Below are 24,178 nucleotides of genomic sequence, written 5' to 3'. Positions count from 1 at the left end.
TTACTAACATTGTGTAAGTAAGAACAAAGCACAAGAAAAAAACTGGCTTGCTTACGCAAAACCAGCTTCTTCTTTAGGCGCTTATTCTTCAATAACTGCCCACTTGTAATCGTATTGCGCACCGGCACCGTGAGAAACGACCCCTTTTACTTTTGGTGCACGTAAATGAGCTTCAACGTTTTGGTACACAGGGATAACCCCTTGTTGATCCATAATGATTTTCTCTGCATCCAACAAATCTTGCCAGCGGGCATCTGGATTGCCAGCATTTGTCGTGGCAGATGATTTCACTGCTGCATCGTACTCATCGCTTGTCCAACGACCTCGGTTGTATGAATTATCGGTTACAAATAGATCTGTAAAACTGCTGGCATCCGCATAGTCAGCACCCCAGCCACCCATAACGACATCAAAATCACCTGAGTTTGAACGATCAAGGCGAACGGAGAAAGGTACTGGACTTAGGCTAACTTTCACCCCATCAAGCGTATCTTGAATCGCACTTTGAATATATTCAATGGCTTTTTTGGTTGAGTCTGTGTCAGAGGCCAAAATTTCAAAACTTAAAGAATCGATTCCCAAAGCCTCTTTGGCTTTTTCCCAATGTTCTTTGGCTTTTTCTTGATCGTATTCAATGACACTTTCCGCTTCATCGACAAAATCAGTATTATCAGTTGGGTTAAAGGTCATTCCTTTTGGTATCAATCCTGTGGAAGCCAATGAACCATCACCTAAAATCGATGTCACTAATGCATCACGATCGATGGCATAAGAGATTGCTTTACGCAGATCCTCATTGCGAAATGGCGAATCTTCTTCTCGCTGATTCAACTCGATATAGGAAGTACGGGCTAATGGTTCTGACACAAACGCTTCATCATTGGCCATTTGCTGCGCCAATTCTCCTGTTAAGATGACGTCGTCCGCTTGCCCATCCTGGAATAGATTCAAGGAGGTCGATGATTCTTTTACGACACTGACATTGATCGTATCAAGTTTCACCGTATCTTTATCCCAATATTGGTCGTTCTTTTCATATGACCATTCTGTATCGGTTCCTGGACCATCAAAGCCAGCTAACACAAACGGTCCATTGTAAACGGCATTGTCGCTTGTTGAAGCATATTGATCGCCGTTGTCTTCTACGACTGCTTGGCTTTGTGGGAAGAAGGATGGAAATGCCAATAAGTATTGGAAGTATGGCGTAGGTGTCGTCAGCGTGATTTCTAATTCATAGTCGCTGACTGCTTTGATCCCCAATTCTGAGGCATCTTTTTCACCTGCTGTTATCGCTTCGGCATTGGTTACGGGCGCAAATAAGTACGCATATTCAGAACCTGTTTCCGCACTTACGGTGCGTTGCCAGCCAAAGACATAATCCGCTGCTGTTACTGGTTCTCCATTTGACCATTTGGCATCTTCACGTAATTTCAATTTATAGGTCAGACCATCTTCACTGACTTCCGCTAATTCGGCGGCACCTGCTGGTTCGGGCTTACTATCAGCATCTAAGCGGTACAACCCTTCATACACATTATTTAAAGCACTGAAACTGATCGTATCGGTGGCTAAGGATAGATCGGCACTAGGCATTTCTTGTTGAACCACAACATTAAAAATTTGTTCGGCAGCTGCTGTCCCACTACCACTTGAACTTTCACCTGTACTTGATGTCCCTCCTGTTGAGCAACCTGCTAATACGATTCCACAAACAGCGATGACACCATATCCCCATTTTTTCTTCATCTTACCTACCCCTTATGAAAATCCAAAATTTTCAGAATTATTACAAAACTCTGAATGTAAATAAGATTTTAATAAATATTAATTATAAAAGCAAGCTATTTTTCTCATTTTATTATTATTTATTTTTTATGTTAACACTGCATGTTATTATTTATGACACAAAAACAAAAAACACAAAGCGAAAGAGATCGCGCTTTGCGTTTTTTTATCTTTGGATAGAAAAGTGGATTACTCCATTTTATAGCTTTGACGCGTCACTTTCCCCTCTCGTACCGCAGCGATAATAGTTGGAATAGCCCCAATCGCCGTAAAGAGATAGACCAGACCTAAGTTCCCGTAATATTGACTCGCTTCCAAATACCCTTCACGAATCAAATCAGGTAAAATACGGAAAGCGTATAAGACATCAACGTCTGTGTAATAATTCGCTACACTGATCGACCAGTCGATACGATTCCCGACATAGACCATAATGATCATGACGATGATACTACTAATAATACCTTTTGTACTGAGTTTTCCACCTAATAATTCATACCCTTTGATGGCACAGATCGCCATTGCGATTCCAGACAATGCAGCTACATATCCCAGTTGTCCTAATAAAATAATTGCGCCGGCACCAATCAGTGAACCAAGAAACGCGCCCACTGTTCCAGCTAGCCAATTTTCTTTTTTCTGCCCTTTTTCCCGTTCTTGTGCAAGGACCGCTTCTTGTTGTTTCTTAAAGCAAGCTTCACACGCAATGACGGGAGTGCCGCTAATAGCATACAGCGAAACCGGCTCAGTGATCGTTCCGCAGAAGGTACAAGCATTTTGGTAAGCTTTCGTCTTCAAGAAATTCGTCAATTGGTCCAACGCAGTACGGATCTTGTCCACAGTTTTCCCTGCAGTCATCGCTCCGCGTAATGTATAGGCAACTTGATATCCTTGGATCACACAGTCGGTGATCTCTTTTGACTCACTTAAAACTTCTTTGACTTCTTCTTGGTTCGGAAGTTCCCCCTCTTTGCTAAGGGAAAAATGAGCCACAAGAGAATAACTATTGTTATTCTCTTGAACTAAAAAAAGTTTATAACTATGATACGTTCCATAAATCACCCCGGTGGAAGTATCAACTGAGAGCCCCAACGGCTCGGCAAATTTGGTCAATGTCTTCTCGATCTTCTTATTCATTTTTCTCCTTCTTTCCAACAAACACTTACCTTTTTAGGTATAGCTAAAAGTTTAAGGAGAGTAGAAATGAAAGTCAATCAATTTGTTCAAAAAACCTAGTTTTTTTATTTATTCTGTGACAAATCGCCGCAATGCATCAGCAACCCCATGGTCTGTATTGCTAGCCGTCACAAAATCAGCTTTTGCTTTGACCAAATCGGGCGCATTCTCCATCGCAACACCGATACCGGCTGAAGCAATCATTGGCAGGTCATTAAAATTATCGCCGATCGCTAAGGTTTGCGCCAGCGGCACTTGGAAATAGGCCGCTAATTCATTTAGCGCCTTATCTTTTCCCACAGCTTGATGAGTGACTTCCAAATAATTCTCTTTGGATAAATAAAAGGCGCTTTCTAAAAAGTCAGCGTTCTGGCAGGCAGCATGAAGCGCTTGGATTTCTGCCGTTGTGCCGATCAAAAGAAACTTATGTACCTCAAAAGCTTCTTGTGCCAACAGTTGTTCCAATGAAGTTTCCAAAGGGGTCTCTTTGGTAATCGCCGCTTCTGCCTGTGCCCACTGATCCACTCTTTCGCAATACCACTGATCACCAGAGTAGACATTGATGGAAACGGCAGGAAAATCAGCTTTGATGCGAGCAACCAAAGTCTTTGCTTCTGCTTTTTTGACCTCATGACTAAATATTGGTACAAGCGTACCCGTATGATCGTACCGTCCAATCAGGGCACCGTTGTAGCAAGCCAAGGGCCAGTCTTCTATCTCTAATTCTTCAGCTATCGGTAGCATTCCTTTCGGGGAGCGAGCGGAAGCCAAAACAAAAGGAATCGCTTGCTGCTTCAACCGTTTGATTTCTTCAATCAAAACCGGATCGATTTGATGTTTATGATCCAAGATCGTCCCATCGATATCACTTAAAATAAACCCAATCTGCTTTTTTTCCAAATAAACCATCCTTTCCCATTCCCATCCTTTTTACGAAAGCGAATTGATCCATCGCTTTCGACCAAAACAAGCGCCGTTTCCATAAAACGAAAACAGCTTTCTTGTCCTTCTTTGCTTCCAGTTTACCATACTAGCCAATGAAAAAAAGAGTGCATCGCTGCACTCTTAGGAAGTATAGATATAAAACTCGATTTCCTTCTTGATCGGCTTTTTGATCCAGCGTTTCACAGCAGCTGCCCGCTTCAAGCCCATATGCTCATAAAAACCGTAATTACAAGTGGTATCGGTATAAAGGAAAAACGGAGCTGTTTTATCATGCTGGACCATCGCTAAGAAGGAAGTAAAGAGTTGCTTGCCTACACCCAATCCTTGTGTTTTGGGACTAACGGCAAACAAACCAACTTCGGTCTGAAAAGGAATTTGTAAGTCTTTCAACATCGCTTGATTTAACTCAGCCACCTCTTTGGCATAATGCAGCAGCGTGTTTCTCCCTTGATTAGAAAGCACTAAGCAGCCAGCATGCCACATCGTTTTCCCCCAATAGCGCATTGGATGAAGCTTCTTCCCTCTTTTACTGTCTGCTAATAAGATACCGACAGCTTCACCATTTAAAAGAGCCACACGTGAATAGGTAGCACGGGCAAGTTCATAACACAAAAAGACATGAGCAAAGTGTTTGGCGGTCTTCTGGTCAAATTGCTTGTCGTAGTTCCAGCTATCAATAATTACTTGCACAAGCGCAGGCAGATCTTCTCGTTTAAATGGTCGATATGTTACTTGTTTATTCATTCTATCTTCCTCCCAGTAGTTGACTATCTTTAGTATAAAGTTTACAGTAACTGTAAAGTCAAGGAGGAGCGCCATGAAAACCAAATTAAAAGTATCGGAAATGGCACGCTTAGCGCGAATCAATCCTCGGACACTCCACTATTATGACGAGATTGGGCTATTTCAACCAAACAGCAAAGACGAGAACGGGTACCGGTATTATTCCCTTGATCAACTTTTGGATCTCGGATTGATCCTGTCATTGAAAGAATTATCGATGCCCTTAAAAGAGATTCAAACAGCGTTGCAGGGGGATGCCGAGACCATGAGAAACTTATTGGAAGCCAAGCGGCAAACCATCGATGAAAAAATTCAGCAGTTGTCCAACATCCAAAAAATCATCGAACGAAAAGCAGCGGACTTGCGTCTGGCTGCAGAAAAAACTTCCCCCTTCACCTTGAAGGAACAGCCAGAGGAGTATTTCTCCCTTAGTCCTAGATTAAACGGCAGCAGCATCCCAGAGATGATCACCCAAGCCTACGACCTTTTGATGGCACAGCCTTATCTTTTCTCGAATAACGAATACGGTTTTATGATTCGGACGAACAAAGACAATACGCAGGACATCGACTACGTTTATGTGCGGCAAGAAGAACCACAACGAGCTTCCTTCGTGAAACCAGCAGGTTGCTATTTAACCACCATTTATCAGGGGGATGACGAAGGATTGAAGCAGTTCTATCAAAAACTCAAGCAGCTGATTGCAGCGCACCAATGGCAAATCGATGACTACTTCTATGAACGATCGATCCATGAAACGACCCTTAGCAACGAGCAAGCTTATTTGACAGAGATCCAAGTACGGATTTTATCTGAGGAATAAGGATTCGTCTAAACAACACTAAAAAGTAAATGAAAAAACGCAACGACCACGAGCAGTTTCTTTCGCCTCGCCGTCGTTGTGTTTTAATTAAATCAAATGGTTTTCTTTCAACAGATCGCCAATGTAGGTATGTTCGGTTTTCTTAACGAATCCTTCCAATAGTTTCCGTTCGATAAATGGTAGCTCCATTTCCGTGATTTTTTTCTTATCGGTCAGATAATAGACAGCTTTGGCCAAGGTACGCAGATCATAAGCGGAAGCAAACACTTCTGGTACCCCGCGTTCCACATCTAATAGCTGATAAACAGCCTCCATTGCAGTCCGAACGGAATACTCTGTTGTAAAAACAGTGTCTCTTTCAGTCTCTGCGAAATTACCGATAAAAGCTAAGTTTTTGGAGCCATTTGGAATAACCAATGGCCGATCCCCTGGCTCACGCAGCATGAAGTAGGAAGTGATAAACGGCATGTAAACCGGAACTGCCACACTTGATTCTTTTGAAATGCGTTGGATTTCTGCTTCCGGCACGCCTAAATGGTAAAGCAGTTCTTGCACGATTTCTTGTCCCGAACATTGTTCAATTGGTTTTTTGATGTAGTTTCCTGGCGTATTTGACAACAATCCATACACCCATGTGATCGTTTGTTGGTCTTTTTGTTCTTTAAAGTGCGGTTGGCGATGGGTCGCAAAGCTCATCATCCAATTGGAATCTTTGATGGTGATGATCCCGCCAGTGACGATTCTGCCTGTTCGCAACTTGCGATGGGTCAATTTTTCTAAATAAGGTTCAACATCAAAATTTTGCCAAGTGACAGTTGCCGAAACAAACCAGCTTTCTTCAGGTAAGTTTTCATAAAAGACTTCTGGATGACCAAACTCAGGCGATTGCGCCGCCAAGTTTTTCCATAAACGCCAGCTACCACCAGGTGCTTTTGAGATAGGCGCTGGAGTATAATGGTCCCCTTGCGTGGAACTTTCAGTGATCGATCCGTTGGTAACAAAGACCAAGTCATCTTCTGACAAAGGAATTTCTTCGATTGCCCCCGCTTTTTCTAGCACAAGTTTTTGAGCAACTTTTTCCTCGCCCACGATCCGAACATCGATATTGCTGACTGTGCATTCATATTGGAAGTCGACTCCTTGTTCTTCCAAATAAGCAAGTAGTGGTTTGACCAATGACTCATATTGGTTGTAACGGGTAAATTTTAACGCGGTAAAATCAGGCAAGCCATCGATATGATGCACAAAACGCAACACATAGCGACGCATTTCAATCGCCGAATGCCATTTTTCAAAGGCGAACATCGTACACCAGTATAGCCAAAAATTGGATTCAAAGAATTCTTCGCCAAAAACATCTTCGATTTTTTTCCCGATCAATTGATCTTCTGAAGTCATAAATAATTGAGTCAATTCTTTTTGTGCTGTAGCAGACAAGGTAAATTCTCCATCATCTGCTGCTCGTTGGCCGCGATTGTGGATGATCCGACAGTTAGACGAATTTGGATCATCGTGATCCAACCAGTAAAACTCATCTAACACTGAAGCATCTTCCACCTCCAAAGACGGAATCGAGCGAAATAGATCCCACAGACACTCAAAATGATTTTCCATTTCTCGACCGCCGCGGGTCACAAATCCATCATGGGGAATGAATTTTCCGTCTAATGAACCGCCTGATAAAGAAAGTTCTTCAAGGACGTGGATTTTCTCACCAGCCATATGGCCGTCACGGATCAAGAAGACTGCCGCAGCAAGTCCTGCTAATCCACCACCAACAATATAGGCTTCTTTCTTTTCGACATCTTTCGGTTTTCTGCTTCTTGCAAAAGCTTCGTAATTTCCGTTCGTATATCTCATGTAGATCCCTCCTAATATTGGTACGTTTTTATGGTATCAGTAACTATTTTTTTTGACAAAAATTTGTACTAGTAAAAACAAGTGATTTTGACAAATCGGCCTTTTTGTCAAAAAAACAAGGGCAAAATCCCACCTTTTAGAAGATCTGCGCCCAGCACAAAAAGCGCCCCTAAGAAAACTGATTGCAGCTTTCTTAGGGGCGTTTCTAACAAAGGACAAACCCTTTGCCTTTTCAATAAAATATTTATTTCACGCGTAGAGCGAAGCTAGCAGTCGAAAAGCCTGATTGTGCTTCGGTGACTGTATAACCCGTGCTTGGCGCATGGATATAGCTTGTATTACTTGTAGCGATCGCTACATGGTAGGTATTCCCTTTTTGACCCCAGAACAGCAAGTCGCCAGCTTGTGCTTGCGAGACAGGAATGATCGTCCCTGCGCTTTCTTGTGGGACTGTCCAATCACCGATGTTTTTGCCCGTCACTTTTAAGAAGACGTAGCGTGTAAACCCAGAACAGTCGAAGACATCTGGTCCTTTGCCTCCCCATTGATAAGGAGTGCCGATATGTTTTCTAGCTTCTGCAACGATCGCTGCTCCGTTCACGCTCATCGGAACATTGGTATTGCCTGCGTTGTTATTGTTGCCAGGAGTCGTCGCACTGACTTCTTTGACATATGCTGCAGATACCCAGCCACCAGTTGATAACTTATACCAAGTGGTATTGCCATTGACTGACGTGCCTTGTTTTTGAGCCACTGCTTTGAAGGTCGCATTACTGCCCAAACTGCTGACCACACTTGCAGAAGTCGATGCATTTGAGCGCACATTCATCCCAGTGGTTGTTTGGAACGTCTTATTGATGGCTTGCTCACTCGCATTGCTTGAGCCGTTTGATGAACCAGTATTGTTTGAACCTGTGTTTGAATTATTGTTATTACTTGTATTTCCAGAACTAGACGTGACGTCACGCACATATGCCGCTGTGATCCAGCCACCAGTCGATACTTTGTACCAAACATTGGTGCCGCCAACGGATGTGCCATTTTTCTGGGCAACGACCTTCACCGTCGTGCTGTTGCTTAGGCTGCCAACGACACTGCCGCTTGTTGACGCACTCGAACGAACATTTAATGCCGCTGTTGTTTTCACGTTCTTGCTGATAGCCGTTTCTGCAGAAACACTTGTATTGCCGCCAGAAGAACTATTGCCTGTGGAGTTACTGGAAACATCTTTGACATAGGCTGCCGTGATCCAACCGCCTGTGGACAATTTGTACCAAGTGGTCGTGCCATTCACCGATGTCCCACTCTTTTGTGCAACGACCTGTACTGTCGCATTACTGCTCAAACCGCGTACGACACTAGAACTTGTCGTTGCATTTGAACGGACGTTCAATGCAGTAGTCGTTTTCACTGATTTCGAAATTGCTTTTTCCGATGAAGAAGACGACGAATTGGACGAGCCTGTATTGGCAGAAGAAGAGCCTGAGGTGCTCTTCACATAAGCCCCTGAGATCCAGCCGCCTGTTGATAGCTTATACCATATTGTATTGCCATTCACTGAGGTACCGTTCTTTTGAGCCACCGCAGTGATTGTTGTATTTGCTCCTACACCACTTACGATAGAGGCGCTCGTTGAAGCATTTGAACGAACATTCAGTGAAGCTGTTGTTTTAAATTGTCGATTGATCGCCGTTTCAGCTGACGATCTGGCAAGAGTAGCAGTTGTGTTGGTTGATGACGAAGCGTTCGTCGTTTCGGTCGCATGAGCAAGAGACGTAAAGACACCTGAAGTTGATGCTAACGCTGCTGTGATACCCAATCCTTTTTGTACGAAAAGGGACCGTTTTTGTTTCACTAAACGCTTCCGTTTGATTTTCCGAGATTCCAATAAAACACCCCCTGTACCCCATTTTAACAAAAATTAATATTTTTTGATATTGTTTTCGTTTTGTATTTTTTTAATTTGCGTTTAATAAAACGTGTCATTTATTTTCCTGCGTTATTCTTTTTAATCACTTTCTCTTTGACGCTGACCACTGACACTATATTTACAAAGATTTCTATAAACAACAAAAAAATGCTATTTCATTCAACGTTATTTTAATTCGCGAATAAAAACAGGATTTTTTTTGCAAACAAACCCACTTTTTGAAAATCAAGACTGTTATTTGAATAACATTTCTTTCCTGATCCCCTTTTTCAAAAATCGATACTAAAATCACCCATTTATCATTCCTTTTTTACACACGGGATTCTGTGAAAAAGTTTTTTCAAAAAGAATGCTTCTTTCACCAGTGTGATCGACGCTATGATGAAATCCTGTTACATCGCTTCCAACTGGATACGAATTTTTTGATAGAGAAGTCCCTCACTTCTACCGAAAGAAATATTTTCACAATGTATTTCATACGAAAGTTTATAATACCAAGGAGAAAACCAAGAATTTGCATAAGTTTGTGAAATTATGCTATACTAAAAAAAAGGAAGAGGTGACCGAGTATGAAAACAAAGACGAAAGAAAAAGTTTATGCTGAACGACAACATAACTACAAAACGAAAAAAGAAGAGATTTTCAAAAAAGCCCTAGATTCCGTACCGACCACAGACAAGAAAAAAGAAGAACAGAAAAAGAAAGCGTAGAATCCTGCGTTTTCTTTTTTTGTTGATCTGTAAAAAGACGAGGCTTCGCCGAAGGGTGGCGAGTCTCGTCTTTATTGTAATCGAAAAAAAAGCAGGCTATGATACTTTCTATCTCAACCATTGTCAATTCACCTTGAAAATCACCGAATGACTACCATCAATGCAATAAAGGGAAACTCTTCCTCAAAAGAAGCGACAGCTTCTTATTCCAACGGGTCTTAAACACAATATTTAGTAGGCGAAAACACGTTCCTACAATATATTGTGGATAAACCTGTTGAAACTGTGCATAACTAAAAAGCCTGCGATTTTTTTGCAGACTTTTTAGTTATTGACATGCTTGAATTAATCTAGAGATAAATAATAGCTCACATTATCTGGTAACGGTTTAAAGCCATTCTTTTTGTAAAAATCCGCTGCGGGCATACTTTCTTCGGTATCTAACAGGATCGTTGGAATCTCTTTCTTGAGCAGATCCTCTTTGATCATTTCTAAGAAAGTGGAACCCAAGCCCTTTCCTTGGTGCGTGCCTGTAATTAAAAAGGTGTCGACCACATACTCTTTTCCTTGATACCAGGGCTTGATAAAGCCCAATGAAAGACCAATCAATTCATTCGATGCTCGGTTTGTTAGTCGATAACCAATAAAAGTATTCATTGCCATCATTGATGATACATAGTCGGTGATTTGCGGCACTGTCAATTGGTCATTCCATGGTTCTGCTGAAAATACAGCAATATAGTGGTCCACGACTTCTGCTAAATCTGCCGTTGTTAATTCACGCATGCTTACGTTCTTTTCCATCCTATCTCCTGCTTCCCTTTCTATTTCGGTCGAGCCTATACTCGAAGAATCCACTAATTTTTGTGCGTGTATCAATCATCGATTCGTTTTGCATAGCCATTGCCATAACTGATATAACGGCGCTTTTGGTTGACGGCCATTTTTTTATGAATCTCTGCTTCAAGATCAATGGAAAGGATTTCTGCTAACCCAAGAAGATAAATCGCCACATCCGCCAATTCTTCTCCTACCTCTTGTTGATTCCGATAGGCATCAAAGGCCTCCCCTATTTCACCATATAAAGCCAAAAACTCTTTTTCAATATTGGTGACATTGAATTGGTGATCAATCTTGTTTTGATAAATCGCTTTTTGCATTTCTGATAGTTTCATAGTCGCTCCTTTTGGGATAGTATACCATTTAATTAAAATTCAAAATAGAAACTTAGTAAAAAAATCACCTCAAAAAATAGTGACCCCAAAACGTTAGAATTTTGATCTAACTTTTGTAGGTCACTATAATATAGGATTCCCTTTTTTTATTCTGCCCGCTCCAATTCAGCAGATTTGATTGCAACCCGTTGAGCGATTTTTAGAAATGGAAAATAGATTGCTACACAGACGACGATGATGATCACCTGAACCAAAACAACTTTGAAATCCCCTTTTGATGCCAATAATGCACTAAGAATTGGCGGTGTCGTCCAAGGAACCATGACTGAAAGTGGCTCAATGAATCCTACTGCGGTAGCAAAGTAGCCAATCAACGTCGCCACAATTGGACTTGCAACGAAGGGAATGATCATGGGTAAATTGAAGACGATCGGTAAACCAAAGATGATTGGCTCATTGATATTAAAAATACCCGGAGCTAGGGATAGATTGACGACATCCCGAAAAGGTTGGTAATTGCGGACGAATAAGAGCACTGCAATGATCAAGCTGATCGTAAATCCAGTCCCGCCTAGTTGTGCGAAAACCGTCACGAATGCTGAATTTAAGATATTGGGTGGCGTAGCGCCTTCTTGCACGGCTTGCATGTTTTCATTCATATTGACTAACAGCAATGGATCTAACAAGGTGCCATTGATGACGGTTTGGTGAATGCCTAAAGTAAACAGAAAATTGCCCGTTGAATAGATGATCAAGAACCCAAAAATCGATGTGTTCAATAAACGCAGTGGTTCTTGGATCACTGTGGAAATGATTTGAATCAGGTCGGTATCAAAGGCTGCTAACACGGTCGCAACTACGGCAAAGAAGGAAATCACCAAAATAGCAGGGATCAACGTGCTGAAGGATTTGCTGACGGCAGGAGGAACTTGATCCCCTAAATTGATTTTTAGGTGCTTGTTTTCTGACAGTCGAATAAATAATTCCGTGGCAACTAACCCACAAATGATGCCAGAAAACATCCCTTTGGTCCCGACATCGTCAAATAGCATCACACCACTGATGGTCACTTCTGCTTGAGCGCCTTCTGGCATCACGGCATGAGCCATCGCCAACATGACCACTAAGCAAGTCGTTGCCACAAAGGTTGCATTGATGGCGCTCGGATTGTTTTTGTTGCGGCAAAGAAAATAAGCGATCATCGGGGCGATCAGCAGACCGGCGATATTCAATGTTCCATTGGTGATGGAATTGCCAAACACTTGCATTCGCGCCAAGGCAGCCCCTTCTAAGAACCATGGAAAGAAGACATTATTAAACAACACAGCGATCCCTGCGATAATAAAGGCAGGCATTAAGGTCGCAAACGCATCACGAAGACTTTTGAGATGAACCTGATTGCCGAGACGGACCGAAAACTCTGTAAATTTATCTAAAAACGTGCGCTTTTCTGCTGCCATTTTTGTTCCTCCTATTCTGTATATGGGTTTGTATAGATCGTACTACCATTGGTTTTGATCACTTCTTTGAACCATTCATACGATTTTTTCGGTACACGTTTCATATCTCGCAACTCATGGTTGCCACGATTGACATACACGAGTCCGTATCGTTTCTCCATATCACCTTGCGAGCTCAAAATGTCGATCAGCCCCCAACCAAGATACCCAAGACAGACCACTCCATCTTCCACCATCGCTTCAAACATCGCTCGAATATGCTCTTGATGATAGGCAATCCGGTAATCATCTTGAATCGGTTCGTTGCCATCCCAATGCTCTCTGACACCAATCCCGTTTTCAATCGGAAACACTGGCAAGCGGTACCGCTGATAGACTTTATTTAAGACATCACGGAAGCCGAGCGGATCAATTTGCCAATTCCATTCCGTCGTTTTAATATACGGATTGTCTTGTTTTCCAAAAGTCATGTACCGATTCGGCGGCGTTCCTTCAGGAATTTTTTCAGCGTTCAAGGTAGAAGAAGCATAATAGCTAAAGGCAATGTAATCATTTTTCTGCGCTGCGATCGCTTCTAATTCCCCAGGTAAAATATTCATATTGAGTTGATGATTTTTCACGTATCGGTCTTGTGCTGCCGAATACTTGCCGTGCGCATAGCAATCTAATAAAGTAAAATTCGCAAATTCATCAAACTCTCTTGCTGCTTTGATGTCTTGTGGACGACAAGTCGCTGGATACGCTTCAGAATACGCCAGCATGCCGCCAATCTTCGCATTTGTTGTTTCATGAAGATAGTTACAGATCTCTGCATGGCAAACCATGACATTGTGGAAAATTTGATACAATTCTTCTGTTGTTTCTTCCCCTTCTAAATAGCCGCTGATCTTAAAACCATGATCTTGGTGGAAAAGATTTTGTTCGTTGAAGGTTAACCAATAATGGACTTTATCCGCAAAACGATCCACCATTTCTTTTCCAAAGCGAATGAATGCGTCCTTCACTTCTTTGCTGATGAACCCGTTATAGGTTTTCGCCAGATGTAGGGGCATATCAAAATGGTACAAACAAATCATAGGCTCGATTCCTTTAGCTAACAGATCATCAATAAAACGATCGTAAAAGGCGATCCCTTCTTCATTAAAAGCACCATCTCCATCGTGAACGACCCTTGACCAAGAAATTTGAAAACGATACATGTTCATCCCCAAATCTTGCATATAATCAAAATCTTCTGTATACGCATGATAGTTATCATTTGCTACATGCCAATCGCTAGCCTGTTCCGAAGCTTCCCGTATATCATAAACGGATAAGCTTTTACCACCTTCATTCCAACCACCTTCTGTCTGCATACTGCTGACACTGTTCCCCCAATAAAATGTTGTCATAGTGATTCCTCCATCATTTGTATTCGCTTACAAAACCTATTATAATTAGGTGAAATCGGCATGTAAATTTTTCAAACACACATGTAAATCTTTTTCTGTACATTTGAATTGCAGTTGATTCTTTAATGATATACCTTGTTTTTATCCCCTTCAAACAAAACTCAAGTCCATGAATTTCTTTACATAAGGAGTGATGACTATGACAAAATACAAAGAGATTGTTGATCAGTTGCGGACGAATATTTATGAAGGTGTTTTTCCAGCTTTATCAAAACTACCGGAACAAACGGCGTTAGCCAAACGATTTCAAACCTCGCGAATGACGATCCAAAAAGCGCTAAATCAACTGAAGCAAGAAGGCCTGATTTCCACCAAAAGAGGTCATGGCACCTATGTCAATTCAGCGACCTACCAAGGACAGATCAATGAGTATATCGGTCTAGTCAACCGATATGGCGGGCGGCATAAAGTGCAAAGTAAAATCATTAGTTTCAATGTTCGTTTCCCAGAAGCCAACGAAATGGATTACTTGTCCTTGCGAGAAAACGAACCTGTTTATGATATCGTACGACTGCGCTATGTTGATAACGAACCCTTTGAATTGGAGTACACGATCATGCCCATCAAAACCATTCCCGATATTGATATGGCGATCCTTGAACACTTGATCTATCGATATATCACTGATTCCTTACACCTCAAAATAGGCCCCGCCATACGTAAAATCCGTGCCGACAAAGCGGATTCCTATGATATCAAATATTTAGAAGTTGATCCCAATGATCCGATCTTAGAATTAGAACAAGTTGCTCGTCTCTCCGACGGACGGCCCTTCGAATTTTCACAAACTCGTTATCCTTACCAAAATCGTGAGATTTACTATCTTTCTGAACCTTAATGGCAAAAAAACAAGTCTGAAGAAAACTCAGACTTGTTTTTATTGTCTAGGAAAGGTGAACTCGTTAAGATTCTTCGTTTTTTTTCGCCGTTCGCTCGGGACTGACCCAAACGCCGCTACCGTAGCCAAGGATGGTTTTGACGGCTGGAATAAAGGTAGTGACGATCGTTATGGCATTAATCATCCAGTAAAACAGCATGTAAAAAGGGGCAAAGCGGAAATACTTCAGCTTGCTGCGGTTGTCATCCGCCAAAAGGCTGGTAAATAGCTGCATGACCCCTGCAATCATCTCAAAACAAACAAAGAGAAAGGCCATCGTAAACATATGGTAGATCCGCTCGTAATTCCCAGTTGCCCCATAATAAATCAGATAAAAAACAAACAAAGCCGAAGACAACCAGAAAAAGAATGACCAGATAATACTTAAGGACTGATCCACAAACATGGCGGTTCGTCCGATATTTTCAAAAGGGTGTAAGAAAACTTTTTTAAAATTGGTCAACCACACTTCCGTTCCGCCTTTCGCCCAACGTTTCCGTTGCCGATAGAGCATCTTGAGTGTTTCTGGCACCTCCATGAAAAACATCACTCGTGACGCAAATAATGACAACCAACCATGGAATTGGTGGTCCCAGGCAATACTGATATCTTCCGTGGCACGATTTTGTCGAAAGAGACCAACGTCCATCAATGCGGCTCTACGATACATTGTGTTGGCACCGCTATAGGCATAGATGACGCCGAAAACGGCTTGCTGGGTTCGTTTGATAATTCCTACGATACTTGAAAATTCAACGGTTTGCGATTTCCCGACGATCGTTGTGCGATTTTGAACGTCCATATTCGCCGTAATGGCAGAGATATTGATGGAATCTTGGCGGATGAAATAATTGACATATTTCCACAATGCATCAGGTTCAGGGACCGTATCTGCGTCGTTGCTCAAAATCAATTCCCCTTTAGCAAACCCTACACCAATATTAAAGGCATGGGCTTTCCCTTGGTTTTTTTCGATACGCAAAACCCTTAGATTCGGGTACTGTTCCATCAATCGATCTAGTATCACAGGAGTTTGATCCGTTGAGCCATCATCCGTCACCAACACCTCATAGTTGCTGTAGTTTAGATTGTTCATTAAATAATGAATCGTGTCTTCAATTACGACTTCTTCATTGTGAGCCGGTACCATAATGGTGATCATCGGCTCGATTTCTTCGGGGATCGGTATCCACTCTAACTGACGATAGCGGAACAAAAAACGATTGCAGATCACCCCGATGAACCAAGCAAAGCCGCCTAAAATGGGATACGTGAACAGAATCATTAAAACAACCGTTAAAAATGTATCCAACCACGGGAACCCAGTATCAAAATTGACAACCATCAGCCCACCCCATTTCTACGGAAAAGTTCTTGGATCTCCGTTTCTCCAATGTTTTGCTCAGGAGTAACGGCATAGTACTTGGCAGCGTGACGCTCTTCTTTCGTTCCGAAGCGTTCTTCGTAAAAAGCTTCTAATACTTCTTTGCGTTTTTCTAAGGCAACTTCGTCATGCATCGATTGCTTTTGCAACAATCTTTTGAAACGCCGGTTGTTCCTCAAGGTCAACAAAGTAAATGTCAGAACCAAGACCAAAAAAGAAATTCCTAGGAACAACGCCAAAAAATCAAAAGTCACTGCTTCTTCCAGATATGTCCGAAAGGCGATCCGATCCGCTAGATTCGGTAAAGTCAGCGGGATGGCCAGCCAGACAAACGGAACCAAGACCATCAGCCAAGCAAGAATCGTCAAAATCGTTTGGCGGGTCTTCAAAGCAGAACGACCTTTTTGAAAATACGCATCGGTGACCAACCGTTCTTTGACTTCTTCCCGTGTCACTCGTTGTTTCATTTTACTCACTCCTTAAAAAGTATTTTTTGCTGTGAAGAAAAAGAAGCAACAAAAGCAAGTCGTCTTTTGATGGACCTGCTTCGTTCTTCTTTTTGACCTACTTGGATTTCTTGCCAACTTTCAACGCATTGAACAGCGTGTGAAATTGGCCTTTAAAGGACATCACTTGCTCAAACACATCTTCCCCATCATTCAGCATCTTGACAGTCACCCAGCCTAATGCTTCGGTGATACCACTAGCCACACTGGCATTGATCGCAGCTCCAGCAACGGTGCCTACTGCTGGGACAAATTTCAAGATATTGCCAACGGCACTGCGTCCAAAACTCACCACCACTAACTCTTTCGAGATACTCTTCGCTAACCCTTCACGCCACGTTCGCCCAAAAATGCGATACAAACGTGCCATCATCGTCATTTGAACCGGCACAAGTAACACTGCATCTGAAAAAGGAATCGGTGAACAGCCGATGATCGCCGCCGTCAAAGAAGCCGCATGGATCGTGCGGTGGGCTTTTTTCCGCGTTTCATCATCTACGCCAACCAAAAACTCCTCAAACACCTGATCAAATTGATCCTTGCTTTTCGCTAACACTTTTTCCGCTTGGGCTTTTGATCCGTCATAGCCTTTCATCACAAGGGCAGCCGATTTTTTCGGCATTCGCATCATGACATCCGCAAAAAAAGAAGTAAACTCCGCTTCTTCTTGCAGCTCCTCTCCCGTTTGACTTTGCTCGACTTGAACGGACTGTTCCGTTAATAATTCATTTTCGTTTTGTTTCTTTTTGCGTTTTATCCATGGTTTTTTCAAAGAAATGTCTCCTTCTTTCGACTCGTTGTTCATTTAAAAAATCAAAGTGAGCCATGATTTTGTTCCTCTTTCTATTTTAGCTCAGGTTTTTCAAGATAGCGAAAATGTAGCTTGAGAGAGCTTACACTTGCTAAAAAAATGCATATTTGCATCTTAACATTATTTATTTATATTATCGTTTTTTTATGCTATGATACACAAAAGGAGTGGATCGAATGAAAAAGAAATTGAATTGGAAAGTCCTTTTTTATCTAGGCTTATTGACTTACTTTCTTTTAAGCGGGATCTTCGCATTCTTTGGAGTCGAAATACCGTTTCTTTATAAACGTTGATCTTCACGTTTTCTCAGAACCATATCATTCAACTCTTTGCTCTATGTTGAGAGAATCCATCATTCTATCGTCCATTCAATCTAATCAGAAAAGGTGATTTTCTTGTCCATTTTATTTGATCTATTGCAGCTGCTTGCCGTTATCTGTATCGCGTATTTATTGTTCACAAAAAACCATTTCCTCAAACAATTAACTGCTGTTCAGAAAATGGTCTTTGTCGTTTTATGTATTTCGGTGATACTGCCGGCTCTTTATGAATTTATTACTGGTTTTGCGCAAGGATTTTGGGAACGGTTGTAATTCACGGTTCCTTAGGAAACACGCTGCCTTTACAAGACAAACAGATAGATCATATCTACCAGTCCTTTCTCCTTTTATTCAAGCAATGAACCAATTCTTTGGTGCTTAGAATACTAAGAAGAGAGGTTTTTTGTCTTTTTCTGTGTTAAAGTATTTTTTGATCGTACAAAAAAAGAACCCCTCAAAAGAGGAGTTCTCAAGGCTTGCTTACATCATGCCGCCCATACCCATTGATGGGTCCATTGCAGGAGCTGCTGGCGCTGCTGGTTCTGGTTTGTCGGCAACGACTGCTTCAGTTGTTAACAATAATGCGGCAACAGAAGCTGCGTTTTGTAATGCAGAACGCGTTACTTTTGTTGGGTCAACGATCCCAGCTTCTAGCATGTTTACCCATTCGCCAGTTGCTGCATTGAAACCAACACCTAAGTCAGCGTTTTTCAATTTGTCGATGATGACTGAACCTTCGTAGCCTGCATTTTCAGCAATTTGACGAACGGGTTCTTCTAATGCACGTAAAACGATTTTGACACCTGTTGCTGCATCGCCATCTGTTTCGATTTCTGCAACTTTGTTGATGACATTGACTAAGGCAGTTCCACCACCAGAGACCATGCCTTCTTCAACAGCGGCACGTGTTGCGTTCAATGCATCTTCAATACGTAATTTCAACTCTTTCAATTCAGTTTCAGTTGGTGCCCCAACTTTGATCACTGCAACTCCACCAGCAAGTTTTGCTAAGCGTTCTTGTAGTTTTTCACGGTCAAAGTCAGAAGTTGTATCAGCGATTTGGTTTTTGATCAATTGAACGCGTGCGTCAATTGCTTCTTTTTCACCAGCACCTTCAACGATCGTTGTGTTGTCTTTATCCACAACCACTTTGCTTGCTTGACCTAAGTTATCGATGGTTGCATCTTTCAACTCAAGACCTAAGTCTTCAGTGATCACTGTACCACCAGTTAAGATCGCAATGTCTTCTAGCATTGCTTTACGACGGTCACCAAATCCTGGTGCTTTCACTGCGACAACGTTGAATGTTCCACGGATTTTGTTCAAGACAAGTGTTGGTAATGCTTCGCCATCAACGTCATCAGCGATGATCAATAATGGTTTTGATTGTTGTAAGATTTGTTCTAACAATGGCAAGATATCTTGGATGTTAGAGATTTTTTTGTCAGTGATCAAGATGTATGGATTTTCTAACGCTGCTTCCATTTTATCGTTGTCAGTTACCATGTATTGTGATAAGTACCCACGATCAAATTGCATTCCTTCCACAACATCTAATTCTGTTTCGATCCCTTTTGATTCTTCAATAGTGATAACACCGTCATTGCCGACTTTTTCCATTGCATCAGCGATATATTGACCAACTTTTTCACTACCAGAAGAAACAGCACCAACTTGTGCGATTGCTTCTTTTGAATCAACGATTGATGAAATGTTGTGTAGCTCTTCTACAGCCACTTTTGTTGCCATTTCGATCCCACGACGAATACCTAATGGGTTCGCACCAGCGGTGACATTTTTCAATCCTTCACGAACGATTGCTTGTGTCAATAACGTAGCAGTCGTTGTTCCGTCACCAGCGATATCGTTTGTTTTTGAAGCGACTTCAGAAACAAGTTTTGCGCCCATGTTTTCAAAATGATCTTCTAATTCGATTTCTTTAGCGATCGTTACACCGTCATTTGTAATCAATGGTGAACCGTAAGATTTTTCTAAAACCACGTTACGACCTTTAGGACCTAAGGTTACTTTTACTGTATCTGCTAATTTATCTACCCCACGAAGCATTGCTGCGCGTGCGTCTTCTGCAAATTTGATTTCTTTTGCCATGATTTCATCACCTCAAGTATTTTTTATTTTTCTTATTCTACTACTGCAATGATATCTTTTGCAGCAACGATCAAATATTCTGTTCCTTCATATTTCACTTCTGTGCCAGCGTATTTTTCAAACATTACTTGTTCGCCAACGTTGACAGCAACAGGAGCTTTTTCACCGTTTTCGAGCGTGCGTCCTTCGCCGACTGCAATAACGGTACCCGTTTGTGGTTTTTCTTTTGCTGCTGATGCAAGCACGATTCCGCCTACAGTTTTTTCTTCTTCTTTTGCGACTTCGATAATCACACGATCACCTAATGGTCTTAACACGATAAATCCCTCCAATGAATGTTATAGAATTTAGTATTAGCACTCTCTTGTATCGAGTGCTAACTTACAGTTTCAATATTACTCATTTTCCCAAATTTTTGCAAGCCTTTTGCTAAATTTTTTTTGCATTTCTATTTGATTGATAAAAATAGTAGGATTTTTTGTTTCTAGAAGCAACCTAGTCTATAATGAAGCAAAGGAGTGTGAGGAAACAACTATGTCTTTATCAAAATATTCTTTGTCCACGATTCTTACTTACGGCATCGTCTTTTTTCTACCGATCGCCTTCATCCCTAGCGGACATCAAGTGGCCGCAACAACGATTGGTTATTTAGTTGGTGCTGCGATCATGTTTTTCTTGTATTTCAAACAAACGGAACCGTTATCGTTTGAACACAAAAGATCAAAAATTTCATCGATTCTTATTTATGGACTGACAGGTATTATTGCAGCGATCTTGTTGCAAAATCTAGCCATTTTTATCGAATCGCTTTTCGGTGAAGTCAGTGCTTCGCAAAATACCGAAAATATCATTGCTATTGTGCTGCAAAACCCACTGTTCGCCCTCGCGGCAATGGTTGGTGGACCAATTATGGAAGAATTTGTCTTCCGCAGAGCCTTAGTTGGCATCATTGGGAAATACAGCAATGTTTGGGTCGGTGTAGTGGTCAGCGCTGTAGCCTTTGCCTTTGCCCATAATGACAATCATCTCTTAGTCTATATTTTCTTAGGACTGTTCTTTTCTGGGCTTTATGCCTTGACCGGCAGCATTTGGACTTCCATGATTACCCATGTGGGAATGAACACTTTAGTTATTATTATTCAGTTGTTGCTTCATTACGGCTATATCCAAATGCCCTAAAGAAAAAAACGCTACGCAGAAATTTTGCGTAACGTTTTTTTTCTTTATACCTTCATGCCATTGGACGCAATCACTTGCTGATACCATGCAAATGAATCTTTCTTCCGACGATCAAGGGTCCCATTTCCTTCATTGTCTTTGTCCACATAGATCACACCGTAGCGTTTCTTCATTTCCCCTGTACCAGCAGAAACCAAGTCAATGATGCCCCACGGTGTATAACCCAATAAGTCGACGCCATCATAAGCTACTGCTTCTTTCATCATTTCGATATGGGCTTTCAGGTAATCAATACGGTAGTCATCATGGATCTGCCCATCCTCTTCCACTGTATCTACGGCACCAAAGCCATTTTCTACAATGAAGAGCGGCAATTCGTAGCGTTCGTTGAACCAATTCATGGCGTAGCGTAAGCCCACGGGATCAATCTGCCAGCCCCATTCGGAAGCATCAACATAGGGATTATCCACCAGATCTTGGCTCTCATCATAGTCATAGGTTGGATCATTTTCCTTACCTTTGATCGCAAAAGACATATAGTAACTAAAGCCGATGTAGTCAACACAGCCGTTTGCCAAAATTGCTTCATCTTCAGGGGTGATATCTAAATCAAATTGTTTTCTCTCAAAATAGCTACGCATATATCTCGGATAGTGTCCACGGGCATGCACATCTGAAAACCAATAGCGGCGCTGCATGGCCACCGTGGCTGCCATCATGTCTTTGGGATCGCAAGAATACGGATAGATTGGACACATTGCGATCATCGATCCGATTTGAAACGCAGGATTGATTGCATGCCCTAGCGCCACCGCTTTCGCACTGGCAACGAGTTCGTAATGGGCTGCTTGGTACATGATTTTTTCTCGGTCTTCTCCTTCGGTAAAGAACAGACCGGAATTGGTAAACGGCGCAAAATCTTCTTTGTAGTTTGCTTGATTGTTGATTTCATTGAAAGTCATCCAATACTTCACTTTCTTTTGATAGCGCGTAAAACAAACTTCTGCAAAGCGGACAAACAAATCGATCAACTTACGGTTACGCCAACCTCCGTATTCGGTAACTAAATGATAGGGCATTTCAAAGTGAGAAAGGGTAATAACCGGCTCAATGCCATAGCTTAAACACTCATCGAATAATTGATCATAAAAGGCCAAGCCTTCCTCATTCGGCTCGCGTTCATCACCTTTTGGAAAAATACGGGTCCAGGCAATCGATGTTCGGAAGCACTTCAACCCTAATTCGGCAAAAAGCTTGATGTCTTCAGGATACCGATGATAAAAATCGATCGCTTCATGATTGGGATAGCTTTCGCCCGGTTGGATACCTTCCGTGATTCGGCGAGAAATTCCGTTGCCTCCTACAGTCATGACATCAGCGACACTCACGCCTTTTCCACCCGCACGATAGCCGCCTTCCAATTGGTGAGCAGCGACTGCGCCACCCCATAAAAAATCGTTTCTAAGTTTATTCATTTCTGTTCAACCTGCTTCCTTGGTATTAAACGATCTCTGTTTCTTGTTTATAGTTCAAACTATCGACCTTACGAATGAAAGGATAGTAAATAAAGAAGCCGATTGCTAAAACAACAAATTGTAAAATAGCGGTCCGGATGCCCCCTACTAGAAATCCTGAAATGATCGGCGGGGTCGTCCACGGAACTTGCACAGCAGTAAATAACGGTACGATACCGGTATAAAGTGCAAAATACGTGATCACGCCTGAAACCATCGGTGTCAAAATAAATGGTAAGACCATGATTGGGTTCATGACGATCGGTGTCGCAAAAATAATTGGTTCATTGATATTAAAGAATGCTGGGATCAGGGAGAGACGTCCTAATTGTTTGAACTGCGCTGAACGGGCAAAAGCAACCATGTATAGCACGATGCCAATTGTCATTCCTGCACCAGTTACCGTCATAAATTGATCTAAAAACTGTTGGGTCACGATGTGTCCCCCATTTTCCAATGTCAATGCTTTACCAGATTCAAGAATAGCCGTATTTGCTAATGAATTGGCTTGTAAAATCGGCCCCATGATGCCGCCCACGATCGTCGAACCATGAACCCCGAAGAACCACAAGAATGGTACTAAGAAGCCTAGCATCATTGCACCGCCAAGAGAATCCGTCACACCTTGCATTGGACTTTGAATCACGGTGTAGATCCATTCGACCACGGTTGTCTGAAAGACTTTATCAAAGAAAACATAAATGCCTAATGCGATGGTCGTCAAAACAGCTGCCGGAATCAACGCTGTAAATGAGTTTGCAACATTGGTGGGTACTTGTTCTGGCAGTTTGATCCGGATGTCGCGTTTTAAGAACCAAGTATAGCCCCAACCCACAAAAAGCCCTACTAAGATGGCACTGATCATGCCTTGTCCACCAGTCCATGTTTTATCAATGACATTTGCGATGGTCACATTTGCTTCAGCATCCGTTACACTTGACTCCATAGTTAATAAGAAAATAACTAAACCAATCATTCCTGCTGGGAGTCCTTCGTAACCTTCTGCTTTTACATACGAATAGGCGATACCCATTACGGCGAAAAAAGCCATAATTGCAAAAGAGGCGCCATAGGCTTGGTTGAAGTATTCACCTAAGCCACTATTCGTTACCCAATCCGCAATCGACTGGACGGGAAAGTTTGCTAATAGCAGGAAAATCGATCCTACGATTGAAAAGGGCATCGTATAAAGCATACCGTTTCTTAATGCAGTGATTGCTTTCGTATTAACAAATTTTAATATTGGGGGTAATAATTTCTCATTGATCCATTCGTTCATCTCACATCACTCCTAAAATAAAATTCCATCCACCGGCCAGTGAATTCGCTTACAAATAAATCTTAATGGATAATATTCCCCTTGCCTATAGCTTTTCTAAG

22 protein-coding genes are annotated in these 24,178 nt (G+C 41.9%); 5 read left to right on the top strand and 17 right to left on the bottom strand.

Annotated elements, in window-relative coordinates; all coding sequences use genetic code 11:
* Positions 1-81 precede the first annotated feature (81 nt).
* The 4 genes from IGJ26_RS03970 to IGJ26_RS03955 form a co-directional block, all read right to left on the bottom strand.
* Entirely contained in the window at positions 82-1,746 is a 1,665-nt protein-coding gene (locus tag IGJ26_RS03970) for a peptide ABC transporter substrate-binding protein (protein ID WP_005237349.1), read from the bottom strand.
* A gap of 228 nt (positions 1,747-1,974) precedes the next feature.
* Positions 1,975-2,922, bottom strand: a complete 948-nt coding sequence (locus IGJ26_RS03965; protein ID WP_430599889.1) for a hypothetical protein — start codon at positions 2,920-2,922, stop codon at positions 1,975-1,977.
* Between the two features lie 108 nt (positions 2,923-3,030).
* Positions 3,031-3,870: a Cof-type HAD-IIB family hydrolase gene (locus IGJ26_RS03960; RefSeq protein ID WP_005237353.1), complete on the bottom strand. Its 840-nt coding sequence runs from the start codon at positions 3,868-3,870 to the stop codon at positions 3,031-3,033.
* A 156-nt stretch (positions 3,871-4,026) separates the two neighbouring features.
* A complete protein-coding gene (locus IGJ26_RS03955; protein ID WP_034878738.1) occupies positions 4,027-4,650 on the bottom strand; it encodes a GNAT family N-acetyltransferase in 624 nt (207 codons plus the stop codon).
* Between the two features lie 73 nt (positions 4,651-4,723).
* Here IGJ26_RS03955 and IGJ26_RS03950 point away from each other — a divergent pair, with 73 nt between their 5' ends.
* The gene (locus IGJ26_RS03950) at positions 4,724-5,512 is read left to right on the top strand and encodes a MerR family transcriptional regulator (RefSeq protein ID WP_005237356.1); all 789 of its coding nucleotides are present in this window, start codon (positions 4,724-4,726) and stop codon (positions 5,510-5,512) included.
* Between the two features lie 87 nt (positions 5,513-5,599).
* Here IGJ26_RS03950 and IGJ26_RS03945 read toward each other — a convergent pair whose 3' ends face one another.
* Positions 5,600-7,372 (bottom strand): oleate hydratase, encoded by a 1,773-nt coding sequence (locus IGJ26_RS03945; protein ID WP_008377255.1) that lies wholly within the window; start codon positions 7,370-7,372, stop codon positions 5,600-5,602.
* Positions 7,373-7,616: 244 nt separating this feature from the next.
* Positions 7,617-9,260: an SH3 domain-containing protein gene (locus IGJ26_RS03940; RefSeq protein WP_034878740.1), complete on the bottom strand. Its 1,644-nt coding sequence runs from the start codon at positions 9,258-9,260 to the stop codon at positions 7,617-7,619.
* A gap of 611 nt (positions 9,261-9,871) precedes the next feature.
* Here IGJ26_RS03940 and IGJ26_RS03935 point away from each other — a divergent pair.
* Positions 9,872-10,012: a hypothetical protein gene (locus IGJ26_RS03935; RefSeq protein ID WP_005237363.1), complete on the top strand. Its 141-nt coding sequence runs from the start codon at positions 9,872-9,874 to the stop codon at positions 10,010-10,012.
* Between the two features lie 345 nt (positions 10,013-10,357).
* Here IGJ26_RS03935 and IGJ26_RS03930 read toward each other — a convergent pair whose 3' ends face one another.
* The 4 genes from IGJ26_RS03930 to IGJ26_RS03915 all read right to left on the bottom strand — a co-directional run bounded on the left by IGJ26_RS03930 (position 10,358) and on the right by IGJ26_RS03915 (position 14,038).
* The gene (locus IGJ26_RS03930; RefSeq protein ID WP_008377253.1) at positions 10,358-10,816 is read right to left on the bottom strand and encodes a GNAT family N-acetyltransferase; all 459 of its coding nucleotides are present in this window, start codon (positions 10,814-10,816) and stop codon (positions 10,358-10,360) included.
* A gap of 71 nt (positions 10,817-10,887) precedes the next feature.
* Positions 10,888-11,187, bottom strand: coding sequence for a MazG-like family protein (locus IGJ26_RS03925; RefSeq protein ID WP_194199592.1), 300 nt, complete (start codon positions 11,185-11,187; stop codon positions 10,888-10,890).
* 146 nt (positions 11,188-11,333) lie between these two features.
* Positions 11,334-12,647, bottom strand: a complete 1,314-nt coding sequence (locus tag IGJ26_RS03920; protein ID WP_016620624.1) for a PTS sugar transporter subunit IIC — start codon at positions 12,645-12,647, stop codon at positions 11,334-11,336.
* An 11-nt stretch (positions 12,648-12,658) separates the two neighbouring features.
* Positions 12,659-14,038 (bottom strand): glycoside hydrolase family 1 protein, encoded by a 1,380-nt coding sequence (locus tag IGJ26_RS03915; protein WP_042890026.1) that lies wholly within the window; start codon positions 14,036-14,038, stop codon positions 12,659-12,661.
* Positions 14,039-14,237: 199 nt separating this feature from the next.
* Here IGJ26_RS03915 and IGJ26_RS03910 point away from each other — a divergent pair, with 199 nt between their 5' ends.
* Positions 14,238-14,936 carry a GntR family transcriptional regulator gene (locus IGJ26_RS03910; protein ID WP_430599888.1) on the top strand — a complete coding sequence of 233 codons (699 nt, stop codon included), beginning with the start codon at positions 14,238-14,240 and terminating at the stop codon, positions 14,934-14,936.
* 64 nt (positions 14,937-15,000) lie between these two features.
* Here IGJ26_RS03910 and IGJ26_RS03905 read toward each other — a convergent pair whose 3' ends face one another.
* The 3 genes from IGJ26_RS03905 to IGJ26_RS03895 form a co-directional block, all read right to left on the bottom strand.
* Complete coding sequence (locus IGJ26_RS03905) at positions 15,001-16,320, bottom strand: glycosyltransferase family 2 protein (RefSeq protein ID WP_005237369.1); 1,320 nt, start codon at positions 16,318-16,320, stop codon at positions 15,001-15,003.
* Positions 16,320-16,826 (bottom strand): hypothetical protein, encoded by a 507-nt coding sequence (locus tag IGJ26_RS03900; RefSeq protein ID WP_005237370.1) that lies wholly within the window; start codon positions 16,824-16,826, stop codon positions 16,320-16,322. The genes IGJ26_RS03905 and IGJ26_RS03900 overlap by 1 nt, the downstream gene beginning before the upstream one ends.
* A gap of 97 nt (positions 16,827-16,923) precedes the next feature.
* Positions 16,924-17,670: a YcjF family protein gene (locus IGJ26_RS03895; RefSeq protein ID WP_016613772.1), complete on the bottom strand. Its 747-nt coding sequence runs from the start codon at positions 17,668-17,670 to the stop codon at positions 16,924-16,926.
* A gap of 401 nt (positions 17,671-18,071) precedes the next feature.
* On the opposite strand from IGJ26_RS03895, the gene IGJ26_RS03890 reads away from it, so the two are divergent.
* Positions 18,072-18,269: a hypothetical protein gene (locus tag IGJ26_RS03890; protein ID WP_016610551.1), complete on the top strand. Its 198-nt coding sequence runs from the start codon at positions 18,072-18,074 to the stop codon at positions 18,267-18,269.
* A 207-nt stretch (positions 18,270-18,476) separates the two neighbouring features.
* On the opposite strand, the gene groL is transcribed toward IGJ26_RS03890, so the two are convergent.
* Complete coding sequence (gene groL / locus IGJ26_RS03885) at positions 18,477-20,105, bottom strand: chaperonin GroEL (RefSeq protein ID WP_005237384.1); 1,629 nt, start codon at positions 20,103-20,105, stop codon at positions 18,477-18,479.
* A gap of 32 nt (positions 20,106-20,137) precedes the next feature.
* A complete protein-coding gene (groES, locus tag IGJ26_RS03880; protein WP_005225291.1) occupies positions 20,138-20,422 on the bottom strand; it encodes a co-chaperone GroES in 285 nt (94 codons plus the stop codon).
* Positions 20,423-20,639: 217 nt separating this feature from the next.
* Between groES and IGJ26_RS03875 the strand changes: the two genes are divergently transcribed.
* Positions 20,640-21,284, top strand: a complete 645-nt coding sequence (locus IGJ26_RS03875; protein WP_008377239.1) for a CPBP family intramembrane glutamic endopeptidase — start codon at positions 20,640-20,642, stop codon at positions 21,282-21,284.
* A 44-nt stretch (positions 21,285-21,328) separates the two neighbouring features.
* Here IGJ26_RS03875 and IGJ26_RS03870 read toward each other — a convergent pair whose 3' ends face one another.
* Positions 21,329-22,759 (bottom strand): 6-phospho-beta-glucosidase, encoded by a 1,431-nt coding sequence (locus tag IGJ26_RS03870; protein ID WP_087664408.1) that lies wholly within the window; start codon positions 22,757-22,759, stop codon positions 21,329-21,331.
* A 25-nt stretch (positions 22,760-22,784) separates the two neighbouring features.
* Positions 22,785-24,077 (bottom strand): PTS sugar transporter subunit IIC, encoded by a 1,293-nt coding sequence (locus tag IGJ26_RS03865; RefSeq protein ID WP_005237388.1) that lies wholly within the window; start codon positions 24,075-24,077, stop codon positions 22,785-22,787.
* Positions 24,078-24,178 lie beyond the last annotated feature (101 nt).

Source organism: Enterococcus sp. AZ095a (genome assembly GCF_050546735.1).
Classification (GTDB): domain Bacteria; phylum Bacillota; class Bacilli; order Lactobacillales; family Enterococcaceae; genus Enterococcus_D; species Enterococcus_D entomosocium.
The sequence above is the reverse complement of the archived record's forward strand: the minus strand, read 5'-3'. Positions and strand labels throughout refer to the sequence as shown.

Excerpts from the sequence above, each read along its gene's own strand:
- IGJ26_RS03965 (WP_430599889.1), bottom strand. The coding sequence starts at position 2,922 with ATGAATAAGAAGATCGAGAAGACATTGACCAAATTTGCCGAGCCGTTG.
- IGJ26_RS03865 (WP_005237388.1), bottom strand. The coding sequence starts at position 24,077 with ATGAACGAATGGATCAATGAGAAATTATTACCCCCAATATTAAAATTT.
- IGJ26_RS03905 (WP_005237369.1), bottom strand. The coding sequence starts at position 16,320 with ATGGTTGTCAATTTTGATACTGGGTTCCCGTGGTTGGATACATTTTTA.
- IGJ26_RS03950 (WP_005237356.1), top strand. The coding sequence starts at position 4,724 with ATGAAAACCAAATTAAAAGTATCGGAAATGGCACGCTTAGCGCGAATC.
- IGJ26_RS03895 (WP_016613772.1), bottom strand. The coding sequence starts at position 17,670 with ATGAACAACGAGTCGAAAGAAGGAGACATTTCTTTGAAAAAACCATGG.
- IGJ26_RS03960 (WP_005237353.1), bottom strand. The coding sequence starts at position 3,870 with ATGGTTTATTTGGAAAAAAAGCAGATTGGGTTTATTTTAAGTGATATC.
- IGJ26_RS03970 (WP_005237349.1), bottom strand. The coding sequence starts at position 1,746 with ATGAAGAAAAAATGGGGATATGGTGTCATCGCTGTTTGTGGAATCGTA.
- IGJ26_RS03910 (WP_430599888.1), top strand. The coding sequence starts at position 14,238 with ATGACAAAATACAAAGAGATTGTTGATCAGTTGCGGACGAATATTTAT.
- IGJ26_RS03930 (WP_008377253.1), bottom strand. The coding sequence starts at position 10,816 with ATGGAAAAGAACGTAAGCATGCGTGAATTAACAACGGCAGATTTAGCA.
- IGJ26_RS03915 (WP_042890026.1), bottom strand. The coding sequence starts at position 14,038 with ATGACAACATTTTATTGGGGGAACAGTGTCAGCAGTATGCAGACAGAA.
- IGJ26_RS03935 (WP_005237363.1), top strand. The coding sequence starts at position 9,872 with ATGAAAACAAAGACGAAAGAAAAAGTTTATGCTGAACGACAACATAAC.
- IGJ26_RS03900 (WP_005237370.1), bottom strand. The coding sequence starts at position 16,826 with ATGAAACAACGAGTGACACGGGAAGAAGTCAAAGAACGGTTGGTCACC.
- IGJ26_RS03875 (WP_008377239.1), top strand. The coding sequence starts at position 20,640 with ATGTCTTTATCAAAATATTCTTTGTCCACGATTCTTACTTACGGCATC.
- IGJ26_RS03955 (WP_034878738.1), bottom strand. The coding sequence starts at position 4,650 with ATGAATAAACAAGTAACATATCGACCATTTAAACGAGAAGATCTGCCT.
- IGJ26_RS03920 (WP_016620624.1), bottom strand. The coding sequence starts at position 12,647 with ATGGCAGCAGAAAAGCGCACGTTTTTAGATAAATTTACAGAGTTTTCG.
- IGJ26_RS03945 (WP_008377255.1), bottom strand. The coding sequence starts at position 7,372 with ATGAGATATACGAACGGAAATTACGAAGCTTTTGCAAGAAGCAGAAAA.
- IGJ26_RS03925 (WP_194199592.1), bottom strand. The coding sequence starts at position 11,187 with ATGAAACTATCAGAAATGCAAAAAGCGATTTATCAAAACAAGATTGAT.
- IGJ26_RS03870 (WP_087664408.1), bottom strand. The coding sequence starts at position 22,759 with ATGAATAAACTTAGAAACGATTTTTTATGGGGTGGCGCAGTCGCTGCT.
- groL (WP_005237384.1), bottom strand. The coding sequence starts at position 20,105 with ATGGCAAAAGAAATCAAATTTGCAGAAGACGCACGCGCAGCAATGCTT.